We start from the raw sequence: 19,997 nt of genomic DNA on the forward strand, positions 1-19,997 counted from the left end.
CCGGTGCGGGCCGATCGATCGTGGACTCAGCCGTTCTGGCGAGGACTTCGCCGGCGGCCGGAGGGAGCTTGAGGGAGGGCGTGGACGGCGGCGGCGAGGAAGGGCCCGACCATCGCGATCCGCGCGCTGCCCGGTGCGGCCAGTTCGACCCGTGATCCGTCCGGCAACCGCAGGCACATCGCCAGTGGGTAGCGGCCACAGCGCCGGACCTCGGCCGCCGGCACGTGCCGGATTCCGCCCTCCGCCGGGTCGACCCTCAGCGTGACCGAGCGGCTGCCCAGCAGCCCTTGGCGGACGACCAGGACGTCGGCGACCCACCGCGCCCATACCCGGCGGCGCGGCCAGTCCCGTCCCAGGCGCGGCCAGAGACCGGACGGCTCGTCGAGGGCGCGGGCCTTGCACGGGAAGGAGTCCTTCGCCCGTGCGAACCGCCACCGGTTCAACGCACTCAGGATGATCACCGCGACTGCGGGGAGCAGCAGGACGACGGCGACGGTGACGATGGACAGCATGGTGGGGACCTCCTCGCGAATGCTGCGCCAAGAATTGCCCGCGGGAGCCGTCGTGCGCGTCATCCGCGACGACTGAGAGATCCCCGGCGCCGGCAGCTGCCGTGCTGACCGACTCTTGCCCGGTTGCGGCTGACCTGCTGAGCACAAGGCGTCGGACCTGTCCTGTCACCCCCGGCAGGCCGGGGCCATGCCAGCAGGGCTTGTCATCCCGGCCGGACGATGCTGAAACGGCCGCCCGGGCACAGGCTGTGCCACAAATTCGATGGAGGGTGGTGCAGTGATGTCGAAGCGGCAAGAGCTCGAGGTGGGAATCGCCGCCGGCAGGGCGCTGGAGGCGTTGCTGGAAGCGGGAAGGTACTCCCGCTATGGCCTGCGTACGGCGGGCACGCGGGTGAACCGGCGTGCGGTCGCGGCCGGGGCGGAGGGTGCCCGACGCGGCAGTGCCGCTTGGTCGGCATTGCGGGGAGCGACGCCTGCGCCACCGCCTCAGCCGGTGGCCGGGATTTTCATTGCCGCGATGGCGGGGAGCGCGGCGGCGTGGGGCGTCTGTCAAGGAGTCGTGGCTTGGCGAGCCGCGTACCCGAAGGCCGATGTGGCCGCGAGCCTGCGTCGCGTGCTGCGCTCCCGACGGCCGGTCCCCGCAGCCGGCGCGGCCGGCGCAGAGCACGTCACCGAGACGGCATCGGTGCCGGATTCCCCAGTCGGCATGCGGTGAGGACGAGGAGCGTGACCACGTCGGCGAGCTGCTCCTGCTGAGGAGACTGATCGGGCTGCACGCCGACGTACGCGCGTGTTGTTCGCGCTGCTCCGGCGCAAGTGTGACAGCGGCGGGGAGACCGGATGGCGACAGCCGCGAGTGAAGAACCGTGCGGGTAGACCGTCCCGGCTGGGTGCCGACTCGATCGCCGGGCTGTTCGGCGCCGTCAGTGGCGTCTGCTCCGGCCCCCGCCCGCCAGCCCGCGGCGCTCATGCGGACGGGATGAGCCGTTGCCGCACCGCCATGGGCTTTCCTCGGTTGCGGGAGACCTCGGACACCGCGCAGGGCTCTCACTATGTGACAAGCCGCTCACCGGGGCCTGCCGGACGAGCCCAGAAGGGGAGGGACACACATGTCTACTCTGGTCGCGATCGGCTATCCAGACGAGACTACCGCCGCGGCGGCCGCGAAGGAGGCACACCGCCTGGCGCGGGACCTGACCATCGAACCGGACGCCATCGCGGCGATCCGCCGCGACGCGGACGGCAGATTCCATGTTCAGACCAGCCACCACGCGGTCGGTGCGGGTGCCTCCTGGGGGATGTACTGGGGTCTGCTCTTCGGGGTGATCTTCTTCATCCCGTTCCTCGGCATGGCGATCGGCGCCGGCCTGGGCACGCTGATCGCCAAGGTCGCCCGGAACGGAATCGACGAAGACTTCCAGAATCAGGTACGCGACCTGGTCAAGCCGGGCACGTCCGCCTTGTTCCTGGTATTGGGGAGCGCAGCACCTGACAAGGCAGCCGAATCCCTCAGCGGCTTCGGCGGAACCGTCCTCAAGTCCTCGCTTTCGGAGCAGGCGGAGGCTGAGCTGCGGGAGGCACTGCACGGATCCACGGCGACGGACGTACGCCCCAACAAAGTGTGATGACCCGGTACGGATCAGCGCCCGAAGGTTTCCAGCAGGATTTCCCGCTCCTGCTCGGTGAGGTTGGTGGCGATCAGTTTCTGGTGCAGGCCGCGGAACCGCTCGCCGAGCCGGTCCAGGTCACCGTGGTCGGTGACCAGGAACAGTGCCGAGGTGCCCTCGGTGACCTCGGTGCGGATGCGCTCCAGCTGATCGCGGTTGATGCCGGTGCCCTCGGTGGCCTTGACCAGAGCGCCGATGCCGGCGCCGACCGCACCGCCGACCACCGGGACGAAGAAGAGGCCGCCGACCACGATTCCCCAGAACGCGCCCCAGCCGGTGTGCCGCCACGTGCTCTCATGCTCGTGGTGGGTTTCGGGCTTGGACGCGCCTTTGGGCCAGACGACCACTGCGCGGTCGATGATCGTCACCAGGCCTTCCCCGGCGGCGTGCTCCAGGATCGAGGCGGCCCTTTCCGCGTGATCGGGTTCGTCGAACTTCCATACCGTGAACGTCGTCATGACCGTCATGGTCGGCCCTGCCGTTCCGCCCGCACCTCATCCCTGGTGGGGTAACCGGTGGCTGAGCCCTTGGGCGGGATGGCGGGCTTTCATCCGCGCGGAATGAGGATCGCCGCTGAACACCGTGGCTGACTGAGCTGGACAGCAGGGTGCGGGAGGAGAGAGACATGGCAACATTGGTCGCTATCGGGTATCCCGACGAGACCACGGCGACGGCGGCGTCACTCGAGGCACACCGTCTGGCCAAGGATCTGATCATCCAGCCGGACGCGATCGCCGCGATCATCCGGGATCGGGAGGGCAAGTTCCACGTGACAACGAGCCATCATGCGGTGGCCGGCGGCACCTCGTGGGGCATGTTCTGGGGGCTGCTGTTCGGGATACTTTTCTTCGTCCCGTTCCTCGGCATGGCGATCGGCGCCGGGTTCGGTGCCCTCAGCGGCAAGCTCGCCAAGGGGGCGATCAACAAGGAGTTCACCGATCGGATCCGCGCGGAGTTGCAACCCGGCACCTCGGCCCTGTTCCTGGTGCTCGAGTCGGTCACACCGGACAAGGCGGTGGCGGCACTGAGCAGGTTCGGCGGCACCGTCCTCAAGTCCTCGCTGTCCAAGGAGACCGAGGCGGAGCTGCAGGAGGCGTTGCACGGCGGCGGCTCGGACGCGCTCCGATAGCGTTACCCAAGCCGGATCCGGACGCCGCCCCGCAATTGCGGGGCGGCGTCCCGTGTCCAGACCCTGCCGTCGCGAACAGGACGATCACCCCGACGACCACGACCATGGTGATCACTTCGGGGTCGTCCGCGACATTCTGTGCCGCGACGACGGTCGCTGCGGAGAGTTCCGTTTGTCAGGAGTCGACCTGCACACCTCATTCCCGGTGAATGGTGTGATGAGCGGCCGGCCGTACGGTGGGGAAACGGTCCTCGTAGAGTGGCCGGTACCGGTCGTCGAGCAGGGTGAGCAGGCTGAGCAGCAGCACGAAGAACAGTGCGTTGAGCAGATTCAGCTGACCGTCGGCGCGCGCCAGCAGCTGGTCGGCCACAACGACCAGCCCGGCGTTCATCAGCACCCGGACCCCGAAGGCCACCACCGCCGGTCTTGTGCCGCCCGTGGACAGGCTGATGGCGGCGTTCACCACGACGAACGCCGCAGTGCCGAGGAACAGCTGACCGTTCGTGGCCTCGGTGCCCGGTAGCACCTGCGAGAAGATCACCCACAGCAGTCCGACCAGAACCACCTTCTCCAGGGTCCCGGTGGACAGCAACCGGCCGGATGGTGCCGCCTGGCGATCACGTGGGAAGCCGATCGGTAGCGGGTCTGCGGCGACATGCCAGTGCCAGTCCGGCGCCGGCTGCCGGGGCCTCACGGCGTACCAGTAGACCAGGCACAGCAGGGCGACGGCGGCGACGATCGCCGGGCCGAACCACGGGACCTCTGCGATGGTCTCGGTGACGTCGAGCCGGGCGATGTGGATCCACCACTCCTGCGGCAGTTTGACGAAAACCCAGATCAGGCCGGCCGCTATGACCCACGAGCGCTGCGACATCCGGGCCGGATTCCAGAACAACCGGTAGACCTCGTACGCGATGAAGAAGTACTCGAACGTGTTCGGGAAGATGAGCAGCAGCGGGCGCCAGTCGGTCAGCTCGAACGCCACGACGCCGACGAGGCGGTAGAAGTAGAGGAACCGGGCTACCTGGACAGCCGGCCGGCTGGTCCAGTTGCGCATCGTCGACAGGTAGGCGACCGCCAGGTAGTAGACGTCCATCGCCTTGTCGTAACCCTGATAGCCGGGCGGGTCGAAACCGAACGACTGGAAGACGGTCTGGTCGACGGCGTCCAGGATCAGCGCCGTGACGATCGCCGGCAGCGGGTACCGGGGGATGAGCAGCGGGACCAGGAACCGCGCGGCCACCACCGCGAGGAAAACCGCCGTTGCCGTTGCTGTCATGTGTGCCATCCCCGGCCGAGACGGTGCGCGAAGGTGCCGCTTCATCCCACCCGCCCGCTCCCGCCAGGGGATCATCCAGCAGGGGTGAACGGATCCGACGCTCATCCGCGGGGAGCGATGGCCTCGACGGCGTCGGCGTCGAGACTCGCTGTGCGGGAAGGCGGAGGTGATCGAGGGGGAGGGCAGCTGTGTCCGGACCGGAACAGAGAACGGACGCCGACCGGTACGGGCTGGTCTTCACGCTGTTGCTGGCGAGCTTTCTCACCGCCGCGTTCCTGAGCAGCCGACCGTCGCGGGTCGTGACGATCCTGCTCTTCGCCGCCGCGCTGGTCCTCGCGCTGAGATTCACCGACATCCCATCGCGCCGGAGCCGGCGGCTGCGTGGGGGATTGCTGGTCGGGTCGGTGATCGTCGCCGCGCTCGCGGCCGTCGCGTCCGGTCGGCTCGTCGACGGATTGTCCTCGCTGTGGCTGGCGGGCATCCTGCTGTTCACCGTCTACGTGGTCGTCAGGCGGGTGCTGCACCACCGGGTGGTCTCGATGCAGACTCTCTTCGGAGCTCTGTCGGCCTACCTGCTGATCGGCTTCGTCTTCTCCGCGCTGTTCGCAGCCACCGCCGCGCTCACGACCGGGCCGTTGTTCGCCGACGGTGGCCGCGCCGACGGCAGCACGATCCAGTACTTCGCCTTCGTCACCCTGACCACGACGGGGTACGGCGATCTGACACCGGCCGGGCAACCCGGGCGCAGCCTCGCAGTGCTGGAGGCTCTGCTCGGCCAGATCTTCCTGGTGACTCTGGTGGCCCGGCTGGTGTCGGTGTTCGGCACCGAGCGGTACCGGCCGTCCGGTGATGTCGCCGACGACCGGTGACCGGGTGGCGTCATCCGCGGGGGGCGATGCGGCGTCGGGGCCGGCGGGACATGGTTTCGCCATCGGAAAGGAGTTGCCATGTTGAAGGCGATCAGCCACATGCCGGCTGGGACTCTCGGATTCGAGGCTGTCGGCGAGGTCGACGACGACGATGTCGAGAAAGTCGTCGCGCCCGCGCTGAAGGGGTGGGTGGCCGAGCGGGGGAAGATCCGGTTGCTCTACGTCCTCGGTCCCCGGATGGAGGAGTTCGAGGGCGACGCGGTCTCGGAGAACGCCAAGTTCCTCGCCCGGCATCCGACCGCCTTCGAGCGCGTAGCCGTGGTCAGCGACGAGGACTGGCTCCGGCCGGCGATCAAGGCGCTCTCGCTGCTTCTGCCCGGCGTGGCAAAGGCTTTCCCGGTCCGGGAGCTGACCGCCGCGAAGAGCTGGTTGGCCGAAGGGCTCGACGCCGACGGCCTGGCCCTGCGCCCTTGAGCGTACGAGAACAGGAGACACCGATGGCGACTCGACGTGGTGGTGCGTGGGCCGGCTGGATCGTTTTCGCCGGCGTCATGATGACGGTCACCAGCTCGATCAACATCTTCGAAGGTTGCCTGGCGCTGATCGCCGATGAACGGGTGGTCGCCACCGCGGACGAGTTCATCCTCGTCGACCTGACGTCCTGGGGATGGACGCTCGTGTTGTTCGGCGTCGTGATGCTCGGCTCCGGCCTCGGGCTGTTCGCCGGCGCGGTCTGGGCCCGGATCGCCTCGGTCGTGGTGATCGGCCTGCACGCTGTCGCCCAGGTGCTGTGGCTGGGGGCGTACCCGGTCTGGTCGTTGCTGATGATCACGCTGGACACGGTCGTGCTCTTCGCGCTCTGCGCGCGATGGGCGGAGAGCCGGCCGGCTCTGCGCTCCAGAGACATCGAGAGCCGCTCGGCCGACGGTATTCGGGGCGAAGAACTGTACGGACAGCTACCGCCTCAGGTCAGGTGACCTGACACGTCGAGCAACGTCGTGCGCCCCGAGAAGGAGTCGCCGTGACAGCCGAGAATTCCCGACCATCGACGCTGCGGGATCGGCTTCTCCGGGCAGGCGGACACCGCGGGGCCGGCCTCCTTGCCCGGGCCGAGTCGTCGCTGCCGGTCCGCTGCCTGATCCGCTTCGGGGCCATCAACGGCCGCGACCGTGCCCTCGTGCTGGGCGGCCAGGCGTTCACGACGATCATCCCTTTGCTGATCGTGGTGGCCGCCGCCGCCTCCCGCCAGGGTCCGACCGCGCTGGCGGACAGCCTTGCCGCACGGTTCCGGGTCACCGGCGCGTCCGCCGAAGCCATCCGTGCTCTGTTCGAGAGGCCGCCCGGCGCCACCGGCGCGATCACCCTGGCCGGTGTGGCAGTCCTGCTCTTCTCGCTGCTGAGCCTCACGCGGTCGCTGCAGCGTGCGTACGAGGCGGCATGGCAGCTGCCCGCGATCGGCGTGCGCGGCACGTTGAACGGCATGACGGCGATCGGACTGCTGCTGAGCTCTCTGTTCGTCCTGTCGCTGCTCGTCGGCCTGTTGCGGCAGGTGCCGGCCGGCAGCGTGCTCGCCTTCGTCCTGCGCGTGGTCACGTCCACAGCGGTCTGGCTGCTCCTGCAGAGCCTGTTGCTCTCCCGGCGCGTACCCATGCGGCGGCTGCTTCCCGGGTCCGTCCTGGCCGGCGCCGGCAGCGCGGTGCTGAGTGTGTACTCGGCGCTGTGGATGCCCCGGCTCATCGAGAACAACGCCGGACGGTACGGCATCATCGGCATCACGTTCGCCATGCTGACGTGGCTGATCGTCGTCTGCTTCGCGGTGGTGACCATCGCTGCGATCAGTGCCGAGATGGGCGGCGCGACGCGGATCGGTCGGCCCACGGACCGCGACGAGGCCACGTAGCGCATGGAGGGCGTTCCGCCGGATCGGCCGAACGCCCTCACGGGTGTTACCGGTAGCGCTACTTCTTCTTGCCGGCCTTCTTGGCCTTGCTGTCTTTCTTGGACTTCTTGGACTTCTTCGCCATCGGAACACCCCCTTCGCCCATCAGAAACGGTCCCTCGGTGCCGGGCAAGGTTCGGGTCAGGCCAGGATCCGTCGCTTCTGCTCCTCGAACTCCGCATCGCTGAGCACGCCTTGGGACTTGAGGTCACCCAGCTCCTTGAGCTGAGCGAGCTTCTGGCTCATCGTGTCGTCGGGAGCCTGCTGAGCGGGCGGCTGGTCAGCCTTGGCGGCCCAGCGGCCGGCCTGCCGGCGCGAGACGCGGTTGGACACGGCGGTGGCGGTACCGGCGACGGCGGCGGTGCGAGCGATCCCGCGAAGTAGACCTGGCATGGGGCGGCTCTCCTCTCGAGCTGACAGTCGGTCACACATTGACATCGGTGGCGTCCAGGGCGGCCAGAGCCGCCTGGACCGGGATGCGGCCGCTCGCCACCAGCTGGCCCCCGCCGCGACGCAGGGCGGATGCGAAGGGCGCGGCCCAGAGGTTCTCGTACACCAGGACGCCGGCGGAACTGCCGGGCTCCAGTACGGAGCCCGCATCGGCGATGTCGTCGGCGCCGAGCATGCCGGAGGAAGCTCCCTCGAAGACGGCAAGATCGAGCTTGCCGTCGTGGTCGAGATCCGCGATCTCCACCGCCGACAGCGCACCGTCGAGTTCTTTGCGGATGAAGAGCAGATCGAGAATGCGGATGATGCCACGGTCGACCAGCTCCACCAGCAGTGGCATTCCTTCGCCGGTCATCCGGTTGCCCGGAAAGGCGACGACCAGATAGTCGATCGGGCCCATCGCATCGAGATCGTCGTTCATGTCAGCCCTCCGTTTGCGTGTTCTGCCATGACTCAAGGTGCCGGAACAAAGGCCCCGGTCCGTCACCCGCAGCGGGTGAGACGAGCTACGGAGGGTTCACCGGCTCGGCATCGTGCGGCTGCCGCCGGGGGACGCCGTTGGCGACGAACAGCGCGATGAGCGCGATGACCGCCAGCACGCCCAGTGCCGCCCGAAGACCGTCGAGTCGGGCCGCCTGGTTCTCGTCGACGATCTCGGCCTTCGTCGTGCCCGCCACGCCGGCGGCGGTGAGCGCCTCGTCCAGTTTGTCGTCCGGGATGAACGGCACGCCGCCGGCCAGGTCGACCTGGGCCTGGGAGGACAGCTGCCGCGGGATGGCCGGGTTGTCCGCGATCCCGGTGAAGAAGGACGAGCTCAGGGCGGAGATCAGCACGGCTCCGGCCAGCGCGGTACCGATCGAGGCGCCGAGGAAGGTGACAGTGTTCTGCAAGCCGCCGACCTCCGCGCTCTGCTCGTCAGGCACCGCGGAGACCGTGACACTGCCCAGCTGCGATGCGAGCGCGCCGATGCCGAGCCCCGCGAACAGCATCGGCCAGGTGACCACCGCGGCTTGCACTCCCACCTCGAGAGCGGCGGCGAGCGAGACGATCCCCACGAACAGCGACAGGAACCCGAGCCGGACCACCAAGCGCGGTGAGACGTCGGGGAAGAGCTTCGGAATGCCGACCGCCGACGCCAGCAGGGCGATCGACAGCGGCAGGATCCGCAGGCCGGTGTCGACGGCTGACAGGCCCATCGCGATGGACAGGAACAGCGGCACCACGAAGAACAGGCCGGCCTGCAGCAGGTACTGGAAGAAGAACGAGGTCAGCCCGCCGCGGAGCAGTTTGTTGCCGAGCATCGCCGGGTCGATCAGCACGGCGGCGCCGTTTCGCTGACGCCCGCGCTCCCAGCGCAGGAAGCCGAGCAGGACCAGTCCACCGGTGAGGACCAGCCAGAGCACGGGGGAGAGGCCGAACAAGCTGGGGGCACCGGGCTTGGGACTGACGAAACCCCATGCGCCGGCCCGGATGACGCCGAACACCACCAGCCCGAGCCCGGTGGCCGACAGCAGCGTGCCGACCGGGTCCAGCCGGGCGCCGCGATCGGCCGGCACATCGGCCATCCGTCTGGCCAGCACGACGATGCCCAGGACCAGGATCACCTCGCCGGCGAACACCCAGCGCCAGGACGCGTACGTGGTGAGCAGCCCGCCGATCAACGGGCCGACCGCCACCGCGATCGCGCCGGACGCCGCGACCAGACCGTAGGCGCGGGGTCGATCGGCGCGGCTGAAGTTCGAGGCCACCAGCGCGACGATGGCCGGCATGATCAGCGCCGCGCCGACGCCCTCGAGCACCGACCAGCCGATCAGCAGCACGCCGAGGTTCGGGGCGATCGCGGTGATCAACGAGCCGCATCCGTAGATCATGCAGCCGATGGCGAAGGCGCGTTTGCGGCCCAGAATCTGCCCGATCTTGCCGCCGGTGATCATCAAGGACGCCATGACCAGGGTATACAGGGTGATCGCGGTCTGGATGCCGGTGACCGTCGTGCCCAGGTCGTCGGCCACCGTGGCAATCGACACGTTCATCACCGAGCTGTCCAACGCCATCAGGAACTGGCCGGACGCCAACGTCAGCAGGACGAGTCCCGAGCCGGACGCGGCCCGCCCGGCGACCGGTTGTGCGGTGGAGACCATGGGTGGATACCTCATCCCTCGTCGGACCGGAGGCGGAAGGCGGGGATCGGCATGTCGCCAGGATGGATCGGTGGTTGTGACCCCGGCGTCATCCGAACAGGATGAGCCGGTTACGTCCGGCGCTACCGGTCCGGACAGGGCCGGTCTTCGGTCGCCCGTTCGATGGCGACAAGCTGAATGCCGACCTGTTCGACGCGCCGCAGCAGGGCGTGGAATTCCTCCCGGGACAGCCATCCCTCGATCACGGTCTGCCGGGGCACCACCTCGGCCCGCATGCCGGCGAAGGCTCCGCACAGAGCCGGTCCGAGTCGATCCGACACGCGAATGCGATAGGTCTGTTTCATGTGCTCGCTCTGGGTCGGTTTGCTGGGCACGGGTCATCCTTTCTCGGGTGGGCCGAGGTCCGTCAGCCGTCGTACCTCCAGCAGCTGCAGGCCCAAATCATGAATGCGGGCCAACAACCCGAAAAGCGCCGACTGATCGGCCAGCGTGCCGTAGAGGACGGTCTCTGCCGGTTCGACCGACATTTGTAGTCCTTCAAGGTCACGAACCAGATCTGACGGGATGGGCCCAGCGACTCTCAGCTGGTACAGCGCGCGTACCGGCGAGGTATCGGACCGCTCGGCTGGCGGGTTCATCGCCACATCGTGCGCCGCTCATGGCCGCCGCGGATCGCCCTCCGCGGATGGCGGGTGGCCCGTCTGACGTGTTTCGGCACACGTCCGAGAGGACGATCACCCCATGCGACTTCCACTACTGTCAGGGGCTTAGCCAGGTGCGACGCAACAGCGGGAGGCGCGAGACCGAGCATGGCGGGCCGGCAGAGGCGCATCCCACACCGCGAGGCAGCGTCGCGGATGGAGAGTGCGGGGGAGCTGCTAGCGGCCAAGCTCAGACCACCGCCGATACCGTATCCGGCGATCGATCGGCGCCGGCTGTTGCACCGGCTCGATGAGGGCGTGTGCGGAGAGGTGACCGTCGTCTGTGCCGGTCCCGGTTCGGGCAAGACTTCACTCGTGGCGGCCTGGGCCGCCGGCCACACGTCGGAACCGGTTGCGTGGCTCTCGCTGGACAGCTTCGACAACAGCCCCAGCGCGTTCTGGGCCTATCTGCTCGCTGCCCTGCGGGCCACCGGCGCGGTCCCCGACGGCCATCGGTTGGGGCGGCTCCGCCCGGGACGTCGCGTCGACGAGACATTTTTGCGCCGGGTCGCCGGCGCCGTCGCCGAGCTGCCCGCGCCGGTGGTGTTGGTCCTCGACGATCTGCACGAGATCTCGAACCCCCGGGTCCTGAAGTCGTTGGCCTTCTTCCTGCGCTATCCGGTGTCTCAACTGCGGCTGGTGGTCACCACCCGGGTCGAGCGGGCACTGCCGATGCGCCGGCCCCGCCTGCGCCGGGCGGTGGTGGAGATCCGCGCCGCCGAGCTCGACTTCACCGCCGACGAGGCCGGCGAGCTGCTGGCCGGCTACGGTCTGCGACTCGGCCCCGCCGAGGCCGAAACGGTCATCGGTCTTGCCGAGGGCTGGGCCACCGGTCTGGTCCTGGCCGGGAGACTGCTGCGCGACCGGGGTACGAAGGCCGGCCTCGCCGAGTTCTCGGGCAGTGAGCGCACCGTCGCCGCCTACCTGACGGACGAGGTCCTGTCCACGATGACACCGCACGTCCGACGCTTCCTGCGGCACATGTGTGTGGCGGAGCAACTGTCCGGCGATCTGGCCGACGCGCTCACCGGCGACACCGACGGGCAACTGACCCTGGAGCTGCTGGCCAGGTCGAACGCCTTCGTCACGGAGATCGATTCTCCGTCCGGCTGGTTCCGGTGCCACGGCCTGCTCGCCGGTCTGCTGCGCCATCAGGTGCGCATGGAGACGCCGGAGCTCTTCCGCGAGCTTCACCGCAGGGCCTCCGGCTGGTTCGCGGAGCAGGATGCGGTGCTCGCCGCGCTCGCTCATGCCGTCGCCGCTCAGGACTGGCTGCTGGTCGGACGTCTGGTGGTGACCAGGGCCGGTCCACGGATCGTCTCCGTGGACCGCCGCCGCCTCATCGAGCTGTTGAACCGGATCCCCGCGACGGAGCTGTCCGCCACCGCGGCGCTCGAGTTGTGTTCCGCCCTCGTCGCCTATGATCGCGCCGACTACGGCGCGGTAAGCGCCCGGGTCGCCCGCGCCCGCGTCCTGCTGGTGCACGAGCAGGCCGACCTCCAGGACTCCGTCGAGGTCATGGCGCGCTCGATGGACGCTGCGCTGGCGAGATCGCGCGGCGACATGGCTGCCCTGGTCGAGGCGGCTGAGGACGCACTCTCCCGGCTGTTGGAGCTGTCACCGGCACAGTTCTTCCGCGCCCGGGAATACCGGGCGATCGCCTTCAACCAGGCAGGCGTGGGATTGTTCTGGCTGGGAAACCTCCGGCAGGCCGATACCCGGCTCCGTTCGGGCATGGCGATGGCCCAGGCGGTCGGCGCCGAGTTCACCCAGCTCAACGCGGCGAGCCACCTCGCTCTGGTCGCGGCTGCGCAGGGGGCCTTGCACGGGGCACGCAGGTATGCGGGCGTCGCTCTCGATCTTGCCACGAAGCGTGGCTGGCGTTCGAGGTTGCAGGTCGTGCCCGCGTACCTGGCGTCGGCGATGGTCGACCTGGAGTGGGACGATCTTGACGCCGCCGATGGCGCTCTCGAGGAGGGACTCGCGGCTCAACAGGCGGATCCCGAGCCGATCCAGCTGCCGGCTCTGCGGATCACCGAACTGCGGCTCCTGCTCGCCCGACGCCGGGTCGACGCCGCCCGGCTCGTCGCGGACCGTGTCGAGTCGGACATCGACGGTGCCCCGGTTCCGCTTCTGCTGGCCCTTTGGCTGGCGGTCGCCCGGGCCGAGCTGGAACTGGTCGCCGGCAATCCCGACGCGGTGCTCGACCGGATGGACTATCCGGACCGGGTGAAGGACGCTCCCCGGATGCGGGTGTGCCTGGCGCGCGCGCACCTTGCCCTCGGCGCCCCGGAGGCGGCCGAGGCGGTGCTGGTGCCGCTGCAACGATCCGCGCCTGACGTCGCGGTCGCGGTCGAGACCTGGGTGACCACCAGCCTGGTGGAGGACGCGCTGCGGCAGAGCAACCGGTCGGTCGACGCCTTCGCCCGGGCGGTCGCGCTGGCGGAGCCGCAGAACATCCGCCGGCCGTTTCTCGGCGCCGAGCGCCACACGATTGCCGGTCTGATGGAGCGCTACCAGTGGCTGGTGCCGCAGCAGTCACCGTTTGTGGCGGGCCTGCTCACCGACCTGGCGGTGGACGGGGCGACCACAGCGGCGGGGTCGGAGGCCGATGACCTCACGGCGCGAGAGCTGGACGTTCTGCGCTACCTGCCCACCATGCTGAAGAACCAGGACATAGCCGCGGAGATGTATGTATCTGTGAACACCGTCAAGGCGCATCTGCGGTCGCTCTATCGTAAGCTCGGCGTCACTCAGCGTCGTGAAGCCGTGGAGCGAGGCCGAGAGCTGGGGCTCTTGTAGGGCTTTGTCGTGTCCCGATGGGGCTGCGACCAGGCGCGCCGGTGCCGGGGAGTCACTCACCCCATGTGGACGATGCGCGGTGTCTGTCGCTGCTAAACCCTGAACCGAGGTGCGTTCCCCCATACGTGCCGGGCCAAACGCTGGACGCGACCAGTAAACGAGGCTAAGCCGTGACGAGCGATATGACGATCGGTGCCGTGCCCGCCGCCGAACAGACGACACCGACCGACCCACTGCTCGCATCAAAACTGACCGTGCCGGAGGCGCCGCCGTTCATGGTCGATCGAGGACGTCTGCTCGACCAGCTCTCCCGCGCCGTGCGCAACCCGATCACCGTGGTGACCGGCCCGCCGGGCTGCGGCAAGACCCAACTGGCGGCGTCGTGGGTGGCGTCCGGGGCGGCACCCGGACCGGTCATCTGGATCAGCCTCGAGGACGGTGACAACGACTCGGCCGTCTTCTGGCCCTATCTGATCGAAGGTCTGCGCCGCAGCGGCATCGTGCTTTCCCCGCCGATCGAGGAAGCGGCCCACAGCGCCGGCTTCGACCGGCCCATGCTGGCGCGGCTGGCAGCAGATCTCGCCGCCGCGCAGCAGCCGGTGGTGGTACTCGTGCTCGACAGTGCGTCGGTGCTCGCCGACCGGCAGCTCGCGGAGGAACTCGACGCGCTGCTGCGGCACGCCGATCACCATCTGCGCATCGTGCTGGTCGGCCGGTGGGACCCGCCGCTGCCGCTGTACCGCTATCGCCTGAACGGCAAACTCAGCGAGATCCGCGGCGAAGACCTGGCCTTCACCACGGACGAAACGGCCACCCTGCTGGCCGGGCACGCCGTGGAGCTGCCGGACTGGGCGATCGGCGCGCTGGTCGAGCGGACCGAGGGCTGGGCGGTCGGTCTCCGGCTCTTCGCCCTGGCCATGAAGGGACGCGCGGACGCGGAGGAACTGGTCGTCACGATCGCCGGCGACGACGCGAACATCGCCGAGTACTTCCTCGGCGAGGTGCTCGCCGCCCAACCGCCGGAGATTCGCGACTTCCTGCTGCGGACGAGCATCGTCGACGACTTCACCGCGGAGCTGGCCGAGGCGTTGATCCAGCAGGGCGACGCGCGGCACATCATCACCGTGCTGGAACGCGCCAACGCCTTCGTCCAGCCGGTCGCCGCCCGCTCCACGGTGCACCGTTACCACCGGCTCTTCGCCGAGCTGCTGCGCGCTCAACTGGCGTACGAGAAGCCGGAACAGGTCACGCAGCTGCATCGCCGAGCGACGGCCTGGTACGCCGCCCACGACCAGAGCACCGACGCGATCCGGCACGCGGTCGCCGCCGGCGACTGGGAGTACGCCTGCGCGATCCTGGTCGAGGACCTTTCTGTCGGCCGGCTGCTGGGTGAGGACGCCGATCGGCTCCGCCGGTTGTTCCTCGCCATGCCGGCCGACGCGGATGGACCACAGGCCGCCATGGTGCTCGCCGCGAAGGCCCTCACCGCCGGCGAGGACGGAGAAGCGGTGCGGCAGCTGAACCGCGTCGACCCCGCATCCTCGGAGTCATCGGTGCCGATGCGGCTGACGGTGGCACTGCTCGATGCGGTGGCCGCGCTGAAGCGTCATGACGACGCTCGGGCATTGTGCGCGGCCGGTACGGCGGGGGCCCTCCTCGCACTGGCATCGCCGGCCGCCGTCGCCGCTCATCCGGAATTGCGCACGGTCTTGCTGGTCACCAAGGGAACGGCGCAGAATCGCTCGGGTGCACTCGCCGATGCCGTCGTCACGCTGACGGAGGCTGCCGGGGGAGTGCAGCCCGCCGGGTGCGAAGGAATCCGGCTCGCCGGGCTGGAACAGCTCGCGCTGGCCTACGCCTACCAGGGCCGGTTGCAGGAGGCCGCCGACGCGGCCGCCCGTGCGATCCACCTGGTCGGACAGCACCGCCGCATGCCGCCGCGCCCCTCGTCGGCAGCCTCGGCCGTGCTCGCCTGGGTGGCGAGCGAGAGGTGGATCGTGGCCGACGCCTGGCGTCATCTACGGGCCGCGGAGGCCGGCGTGCCGGCCGCGGACGATCCGCTGACCACAACCGCGATCGCGCTCGTGCGATCGCGGCTGCTCAGCGGCCGGGGTGAGCTTCGCGGCGCGGCACGAGCGCTCGGCACCGTGCGATCCGACACGGGCGTAGCGCAGCCGGAGTGGCTGGTCCGGGAGGTCACCTTCGACGTGGCCCGGCTGCACGTGGCCATGGGACAGCCGGACGAAGCACTGGCCACCAGCCGGGAGCTCGCGTCCGCCGCGCCGGCCGAGGCAGCAGTCGTGAGCGCCGCCGCCCTCGTGGCGCGCGGTGATGCGCGGCAGGCGCGCGAGGTGATCCGGCCGGTCGTCGAGACAGCGGGTCTGCCTTCGCCGTTGCTGATCGAGGCCTGGCTGCTCGTGGCGGTCGTCGCGGGGGAAAGCGGCGAGGCGAGCACCGTGCGCGACGCGTTGGGACAGGCTCTGGCCCTCGGCGCAGCGGACGGTCATCGACGCGCCTTCCACCAGGCCGGGCCCTGGCTGCGCCACCTGTTACGCAACGACACCGAGCTGGCGGCCGGCTATCAGGCGCTCGGCGCCTCGTCACCGGCAAGGGCCCGCAATCCCACGGTGGGCGCCCCGGCCGCCGACAAGCCGATCGTCGTCGACTCGCTCAGCGAACGCGAACTCCAGGTGCTTCGGCATCTCGCCGCGATGATGGGCACCGAGGAGATCGCCGACGCCATGTACCTGTCGGTCAACACGGTCAAGACCCACGTGCGGAGCATCCTGCGCAAGCTCGCCGCGTCGCGGCGCAACGAGGCGGTACGCCGGGCCCGAGCGCTGGGAATCGTCTGAGCCCGCGTACCGCTTCACCTCACCCCACCGGCACCGCGGGTGGGGTGAGGTCGTTGAGGACAGCCGGAGCCGGCTCCACGGCCGGCAGCTCGGAGCCCCGGCGCAGCAGTTCGATGACGGCCAGGACTGCCAGCAGGGTCACCGTGAGCCAGACGACGACCGAACTGGTCGGCCGGTCCCACCAGGCGTAGACCGCGATGATCACGACCAGGGCGCCCGCACGGAGCGCCGTGACGTGCGCGGCGACCCAGCGGTCGACCACATTGGCCCGCCAGCCCAGTCGCTGGCCGCCGAGCCTGGCCGAGGTCATCGATCGACCGGCCGCGGTGCGCAGCGCGTGCGCCGCCCGGCCGGACCCGGTCAGCCAGGCCCCGATCGCGATCACCAGGCCGACCAGGACGATCGTCTGCAGCCGGACGGTGAACTGCTGCATCAACGTGTCCCAGACCACGGCGGCCGCACCGGTCGGAATGGTGTCCGGGGGCAGATGGGTCAGGTAGTAGTTGCGTCCCAGGGCCAGCGCGCCGAGCAGCGCCAGCAGGGCGCCCGCGATCCCGAACCCGGCGACGGACGTCATACGGCGGTGACCCGGCGCCAGCCAGACGCCGATGGCGATCAACAGGAAGGCGAAAACGACCAACGGTACGGCGAGGGTGTCGAGCAGCCCCGCAGCCCGCTGAATCCGGGGTATCTCGTCGGACCGCACGATCGGGAACGAGATGTTCACCGCCGGAATCCGGTCGGCGAACGGCACGCCGGCCGCCACCAGCCGAGGCTTGATCAGCGCGATGAACGCACCGAGGCTCACCGACACGGCGCCGTTGCGCACTTCGATGGCGCCGCCCTCGTTGCCCTTCAATGCGGCGACCAGCCCCGCGTGGGCGGCCTGGTTGGCCTGCTCCCAGGCCTGGGCGAACAATTCGGTGCGGACCACGTTGCGGATCTGGGTGTGGGCGAACGAGCGCACCCCGTTGACCATCGGTTGCCGGAGCGCCGCGATCTCCGGCGGGGCGCCCTGTTTCACCAGAGCGTCGAGCCCTCGATTGGTGAGTCCGTCGATGTCCAGCGCGGCGAAGACCTCGGCGGTGATCCGGTCGGCCACGGCGTCCTGAACGGCCGCGTTGCGGGCCAGGGGTGCGACGGTCTGCACGTACCGGTCGGTGTCGAAGACGACAGCCCGCGCCCACAACGCGACCGCTCCGACCGGCAGCAGCAGACAGCCGATCACCAGGAACACGGTCGCCGCACTCCACCGGGCGGCCCGCCGGGCCCGGTGCGGTCTGACCTGCGGGGTTTCCGGACGCGCCAGCATCGTCCTCAGACGCTCGTTCTCCGCCCGCAGTTCTCTCAGTTCCCGCTCGGCGTCGAAGACTTCGGCATCCATGGGAACCCCTTTCGGATCGGGATGAACAGGGGTTGACCGTAGGTCCGGGGTAGATGGCCGCTCTTCCTCCCGTGCGGATGGGAGCGCGCTGGGCGCGACCGGCAGGCCGTCCGGATTTCATCCGCTCGTGGTGAGCCGCGATGATCGGCGCCGATGCGACATTGGCTTCCGGTCAGGCGTTCTGTCGTGACCTCACCACCGACTCCACAGGAGGGGCGATGTCCGCTTCAGCTCCCTACCCGCCTGAGACGTACCCGGCTGAGCCGCTTCGGCCGGACGCCTCCACCGCGGCTTCGCCGGTCGTCCTGGATGCCGGGGAACGCTCCGTCCTGTGGCTGGCTCTCAGCGCATCCGTCCTCGGTGTGGTCATCGGCATCATGATGATCGCGTGGCCGGAGGCGACGCTGAGGGTCGTCGCCGTCCTGTTCGGTCTGTGGCTGCTGGTCCACGGTCTGGTGCGGATCGTGCAGGCGATCGCGGGCCGTGGCGGACGCGACGGTGCCGAGCGGGCCATTCTCGGCGTCATCGGGCTGTTCTTCGTCATCTCCGGTGTGGTGGCCCTGCGCAACCTGCTCGCCTCACTCGCGCTGATCATCACGGTGATCGGGTTGATGTGGCTGATCGGCGGGCTGATGGAGCTGATCTCGGCGTTCGGCGGTGCCCGCGGCTCGTACCGGATGTGGCACGTGGCTCTGGGCGCCCTGAGCATGCTCGCCGGCATCGTCGTGCTCGTCTGGCCGGAACTGTCGCTGAGCACGCTGGTCTACGTCACCGGCATCTGGATGATCGTCATGGGCCTGATGCAGGTGATCATGGTGTTCATGGTCCGCCGCGCGGTCACCGCCTCGGCGAGCTGATTCATCACCGACCTCGACGGCCGGTCCGCTCACGTCGACGCGGGCCGGCCGTCCTCGTACCGTGTGGTGCTCCTAGTGATGCAGTGCCGTCTTGAGCAGCACGATCACCAGCCCCAGCAGCAGGTTGACCACGGCGCTCAGCACCACCAGCGGGGCACCCGCGCCGGTCCGGATGGTGGTGATCGTGGCCCAGCCGACCTGGCCGGCGATCGCCACGATGAGCGCCGCCCAGGCGGCCGCCGCGTTGCTCGCGCCCAGCAGGCCGAAGAGCAGTGCCGCGGCCGCCGGTGGCAGCGCCGCTTCGAGCAGCGGCCATTCACGGCGGACGACCCGGCGGATCTGCCGGAAGTCGAGAGCCGAGTGCCGGATGCGCTGACCGACCAGACGGGCGTACCCGTGCGCGAGCCAGAACACCAGACCCGTGACGACCAACAGAATCGCCAGCCGCAGGGGCCGGAGGTCGGATTCGTCATGCGCGCCGACGGCTGCCCCGACGATGACGGACGCAGCCAGGAGCGAGCCATAGATGGCGCCGGTGTAATCCGGCTGCTGCGCCTGCGTGGTTCCCTCGGCGGCTCCGACGTCACCCGTTCTGGTCATCTGTGATCCCCGATCATCGTCAGCCACCTGTGGTGCACGGATTCTCATCCTGCTGCTGCGCCGGCATCCGGCTCCTCACCCGCTCCGGGTGAGCCGGGTGTCGCGCCGTCGCGACCTCGGGTCGGGCCCGGCGCGCTCATGCGGAGGGGATGAGTCGCTCAGGGGCCGCGGTGGGCTTCGCTCAGGCCGAGGACCCGCGAGACACCCGTGGGCCGTGGGCCTGCTCGTCGGCACAAGCCGGGCGAGTGACGGGAATGGGAAGGACTGTCATGGCTACTCTGGTCGCGATCGGCTATCCGGACGAGACGACCGCCACCGCGGCGGCGGAAGAGGCGCATCGCCTGGCCCGGGATCTGATCATCCAGCCCGACGCCATCGCCGCGATCCGGCGCGATGCCGACGGCAAGTTCCACGTGCAGACGAGCCACAACGCGATGGGCGCGGGCGCGTCGTGGGGGATGTTCTGGGGTCTGCTCTTCGGGGTGATCTTCTTCATTCCGTTCCTGGGCATGGCCCTCGGCGCCGGCCTCGGCGCCCTGATGGGCAAGGTCGCCAAGAGCGGCATCGACAAGAATTTCCAGGACCAGGTGCGCGACCTGGTGCAGCCGGGCACGTCGGCCCTGTTCCTGATCCTGGAGAGCGTCACACCGGACAAGGCCGTCGAGTCCCTGAGCCGTTTCGGCGGTACGGTCCTCAAGTCCTCGCTGTCCAAGCAGGCCGAGACGGAGCTGCAGGAAGCGCTGCACGGCTCGCCCGACGCCACCGCCCGCACCGCCGTCTGATCGGTCGGGCCGGCGCTCTCGTGGCCCACCCGG

General features: G+C 69.5%; 20 protein-coding genes. 10 read left to right on the forward strand and 10 right to left on the reverse strand.

Going from position 1 to position 19,997, the window contains the following annotated elements:
- Positions 1–26: 26 nt before the first annotated feature.
- Entirely contained in the window at positions 27–512 is a 486-nt protein-coding gene (locus ACQP2Y_RS12920) for a hypothetical protein (protein ID WP_433727638.1), read from the reverse strand.
- A gap of 1,109 nt (positions 513–1,621) precedes the next feature.
- Here ACQP2Y_RS12920 and ACQP2Y_RS12925 point away from each other — a divergent pair.
- Positions 1,622–2,137 carry a DUF1269 domain-containing protein gene (locus ACQP2Y_RS12925; RefSeq protein WP_433727640.1) on the forward strand — a complete coding sequence of 172 codons (516 nt, stop codon included), beginning with the start codon at positions 1,622–1,624 and terminating at the stop codon, positions 2,135–2,137.
- Positions 2,138–2,151: 14 nt separating this feature from the next.
- Here ACQP2Y_RS12925 and ACQP2Y_RS12930 read toward each other — a convergent pair whose 3' ends face one another.
- Positions 2,152–2,637, reverse strand: coding sequence for a DUF1269 domain-containing protein (locus ACQP2Y_RS12930; RefSeq protein WP_433727642.1), 486 nt, complete (start codon positions 2,635–2,637; stop codon positions 2,152–2,154).
- Between the two features lie 167 nt (positions 2,638–2,804).
- Between ACQP2Y_RS12930 and ACQP2Y_RS12935 the strand changes: the two genes are divergently transcribed.
- Positions 2,805–3,308, forward strand: coding sequence for a DUF1269 domain-containing protein (locus ACQP2Y_RS12935; protein ID WP_433727644.1), 504 nt, complete (start codon positions 2,805–2,807; stop codon positions 3,306–3,308).
- Between the two features lie 196 nt (positions 3,309–3,504).
- Here the strand turns inward: ACQP2Y_RS12935 and ACQP2Y_RS12940 are convergent, their stop codons facing one another.
- Positions 3,505–4,587: a hypothetical protein gene (locus ACQP2Y_RS12940; RefSeq protein ID WP_433727646.1), complete on the reverse strand. Its 1,083-nt coding sequence runs from the start codon at positions 4,585–4,587 to the stop codon at positions 3,505–3,507.
- A 188-nt stretch (positions 4,588–4,775) separates the two neighbouring features.
- Between ACQP2Y_RS12940 and ACQP2Y_RS12945 the strand changes: the two genes are divergently transcribed.
- The 4 genes from ACQP2Y_RS12945 to ACQP2Y_RS12960 all read left to right on the forward strand — a co-directional run bounded on the left by ACQP2Y_RS12945 (position 4,776) and on the right by ACQP2Y_RS12960 (position 7,356).
- Entirely contained in the window at positions 4,776–5,456 is a 681-nt protein-coding gene (locus tag ACQP2Y_RS12945; protein ID WP_433727649.1) for a potassium channel family protein, read from the forward strand.
- Between the two features lie 78 nt (positions 5,457–5,534).
- The gene (locus ACQP2Y_RS12950; RefSeq protein ID WP_433727652.1) at positions 5,535–5,930 is read left to right on the forward strand and encodes an STAS/SEC14 domain-containing protein; all 396 of its coding nucleotides are present in this window, start codon (positions 5,535–5,537) and stop codon (positions 5,928–5,930) included.
- A gap of 23 nt (positions 5,931–5,953) precedes the next feature.
- Complete coding sequence (locus ACQP2Y_RS12955; protein WP_433727654.1) at positions 5,954–6,433, forward strand: DUF7144 family membrane protein; 480 nt, start codon at positions 5,954–5,956, stop codon at positions 6,431–6,433.
- 44 nt (positions 6,434–6,477) lie between these two features.
- A complete protein-coding gene (locus ACQP2Y_RS12960; protein ID WP_433727656.1) occupies positions 6,478–7,356 on the forward strand; it encodes a YhjD/YihY/BrkB family envelope integrity protein in 879 nt (292 codons plus the stop codon).
- A gap of 180 nt (positions 7,357–7,536) precedes the next feature.
- Here the strand turns inward: ACQP2Y_RS12960 and ACQP2Y_RS12965 are convergent, their stop codons facing one another.
- From ACQP2Y_RS12965 to ACQP2Y_RS12985, 5 genes are all read right to left on the reverse strand, one after another.
- Positions 7,537–7,788 carry an SHOCT domain-containing protein gene (locus ACQP2Y_RS12965; RefSeq protein ID WP_433727658.1) on the reverse strand — a complete coding sequence of 84 codons (252 nt, stop codon included), beginning with the start codon at positions 7,786–7,788 and terminating at the stop codon, positions 7,537–7,539.
- 31 nt (positions 7,789–7,819) lie between these two features.
- Positions 7,820–8,263, reverse strand: coding sequence for a DUF6325 family protein (locus ACQP2Y_RS12970; protein ID WP_433727660.1), 444 nt, complete (start codon positions 8,261–8,263; stop codon positions 7,820–7,822).
- An 85-nt stretch (positions 8,264–8,348) separates the two neighbouring features.
- Positions 8,349–9,983, reverse strand: a complete 1,635-nt coding sequence (locus ACQP2Y_RS12975) for an MFS transporter (protein WP_433727662.1) — start codon at positions 9,981–9,983, stop codon at positions 8,349–8,351.
- Between the two features lie 122 nt (positions 9,984–10,105).
- Complete coding sequence (locus tag ACQP2Y_RS12980) at positions 10,106–10,357, reverse strand: hypothetical protein (RefSeq protein WP_433727664.1); 252 nt, start codon at positions 10,355–10,357, stop codon at positions 10,106–10,108.
- A 3-nt stretch (positions 10,358–10,360) separates the two neighbouring features.
- Complete coding sequence (locus tag ACQP2Y_RS12985; protein WP_433727666.1) at positions 10,361–10,510, reverse strand: hypothetical protein; 150 nt, start codon at positions 10,508–10,510, stop codon at positions 10,361–10,363.
- Between the two features lie 489 nt (positions 10,511–10,999).
- On the opposite strand from ACQP2Y_RS12985, the gene ACQP2Y_RS12990 reads away from it, so the two are divergent.
- The gene (locus tag ACQP2Y_RS12990) at positions 11,000–13,486 is read left to right on the forward strand and encodes a LuxR C-terminal-related transcriptional regulator (RefSeq protein ID WP_433727667.1); all 2,487 of its coding nucleotides are present in this window, start codon (positions 11,000–11,002) and stop codon (positions 13,484–13,486) included.
- A gap of 170 nt (positions 13,487–13,656) precedes the next feature.
- Positions 13,657–16,341, forward strand: coding sequence for a LuxR C-terminal-related transcriptional regulator (locus ACQP2Y_RS12995; protein WP_433727669.1), 2,685 nt, complete (start codon positions 13,657–13,659; stop codon positions 16,339–16,341).
- Positions 16,342–16,360: 19 nt separating this feature from the next.
- Here the strand turns inward: ACQP2Y_RS12995 and ACQP2Y_RS13000 are convergent, their stop codons facing one another.
- Positions 16,361–17,725, reverse strand: coding sequence for a hypothetical protein (locus ACQP2Y_RS13000; RefSeq protein ID WP_433727671.1), 1,365 nt, complete (start codon positions 17,723–17,725; stop codon positions 16,361–16,363).
- Between the two features lie 218 nt (positions 17,726–17,943).
- Between ACQP2Y_RS13000 and ACQP2Y_RS13005 the strand changes: the two genes are divergently transcribed.
- The gene (locus tag ACQP2Y_RS13005) at positions 17,944–18,582 is read left to right on the forward strand and encodes an HdeD family acid-resistance protein (RefSeq protein WP_433727673.1); all 639 of its coding nucleotides are present in this window, start codon (positions 17,944–17,946) and stop codon (positions 18,580–18,582) included.
- Positions 18,583–18,654: 72 nt separating this feature from the next.
- On the opposite strand, the gene ACQP2Y_RS13010 is transcribed toward ACQP2Y_RS13005, so the two are convergent.
- Positions 18,655–19,182, reverse strand: coding sequence for a hypothetical protein (locus tag ACQP2Y_RS13010; RefSeq protein WP_433727675.1), 528 nt, complete (start codon positions 19,180–19,182; stop codon positions 18,655–18,657).
- A gap of 269 nt (positions 19,183–19,451) precedes the next feature.
- On the opposite strand from ACQP2Y_RS13010, the gene ACQP2Y_RS13015 reads away from it, so the two are divergent.
- The gene (locus ACQP2Y_RS13015) at positions 19,452–19,964 is read left to right on the forward strand and encodes a DUF1269 domain-containing protein (protein WP_433727677.1); all 513 of its coding nucleotides are present in this window, start codon (positions 19,452–19,454) and stop codon (positions 19,962–19,964) included.
- The last annotated feature ends 33 nt before the right edge of the window (positions 19,965–19,997 follow it).

Origin of the sequence: Actinoplanes sp. CA-051413, from assembly GCF_050955795.1 — a bacterium.
Taxonomy (GTDB): domain Bacteria; phylum Actinomycetota; class Actinomycetes; order Mycobacteriales; family Micromonosporaceae; genus Actinoplanes.

Bases quoted from the DNA above. Each gene is read 5' to 3' on its own strand.
- ACQP2Y_RS13015 (WP_433727677.1), top strand. From the start codon at position 19,452: ATGGCTACTCTGGTCGCGATCGGCTATCCGGACGAGACGACCGCCACC.
- ACQP2Y_RS13010 (WP_433727675.1), bottom strand. From the start codon at position 19,182: ATGACCAGAACGGGTGACGTCGGAGCCGCCGAGGGAACCACGCAGGCG.
- ACQP2Y_RS12970 (WP_433727660.1), bottom strand. From the start codon at position 8,263: ATGAACGACGATCTCGATGCGATGGGCCCGATCGACTATCTGGTCGTC.
- ACQP2Y_RS12950 (WP_433727652.1), top strand. From the start codon at position 5,535: ATGTTGAAGGCGATCAGCCACATGCCGGCTGGGACTCTCGGATTCGAG.
- ACQP2Y_RS12975 (WP_433727662.1), bottom strand. From the start codon at position 9,983: ATGGTCTCCACCGCACAACCGGTCGCCGGGCGGGCCGCGTCCGGCTCG.
- ACQP2Y_RS12930 (WP_433727642.1), bottom strand. From the start codon at position 2,637: ATGACGACGTTCACGGTATGGAAGTTCGACGAACCCGATCACGCGGAA.
- ACQP2Y_RS12965 (WP_433727658.1), bottom strand. From the start codon at position 7,788: ATGCCAGGTCTACTTCGCGGGATCGCTCGCACCGCCGCCGTCGCCGGT.
- ACQP2Y_RS12940 (WP_433727646.1), bottom strand. From the start codon at position 4,587: ATGACAGCAACGGCAACGGCGGTTTTCCTCGCGGTGGTGGCCGCGCGG.
- ACQP2Y_RS12985 (WP_433727666.1), bottom strand. From the start codon at position 10,510: ATGTCGGTCGAACCGGCAGAGACCGTCCTCTACGGCACGCTGGCCGAT.
- ACQP2Y_RS12935 (WP_433727644.1), top strand. From the start codon at position 2,805: ATGGCAACATTGGTCGCTATCGGGTATCCCGACGAGACCACGGCGACG.
- ACQP2Y_RS13005 (WP_433727673.1), top strand. From the start codon at position 17,944: ATGTCCGCTTCAGCTCCCTACCCGCCTGAGACGTACCCGGCTGAGCCG.
- ACQP2Y_RS12925 (WP_433727640.1), top strand. From the start codon at position 1,622: ATGTCTACTCTGGTCGCGATCGGCTATCCAGACGAGACTACCGCCGCG.
- ACQP2Y_RS12920 (WP_433727638.1), bottom strand. From the start codon at position 512: ATGCTGTCCATCGTCACCGTCGCCGTCGTCCTGCTGCTCCCCGCAGTC.
- ACQP2Y_RS13000 (WP_433727671.1), bottom strand. From the start codon at position 17,725: ATGGATGCCGAAGTCTTCGACGCCGAGCGGGAACTGAGAGAACTGCGG.
- ACQP2Y_RS12955 (WP_433727654.1), top strand. From the start codon at position 5,954: ATGGCGACTCGACGTGGTGGTGCGTGGGCCGGCTGGATCGTTTTCGCC.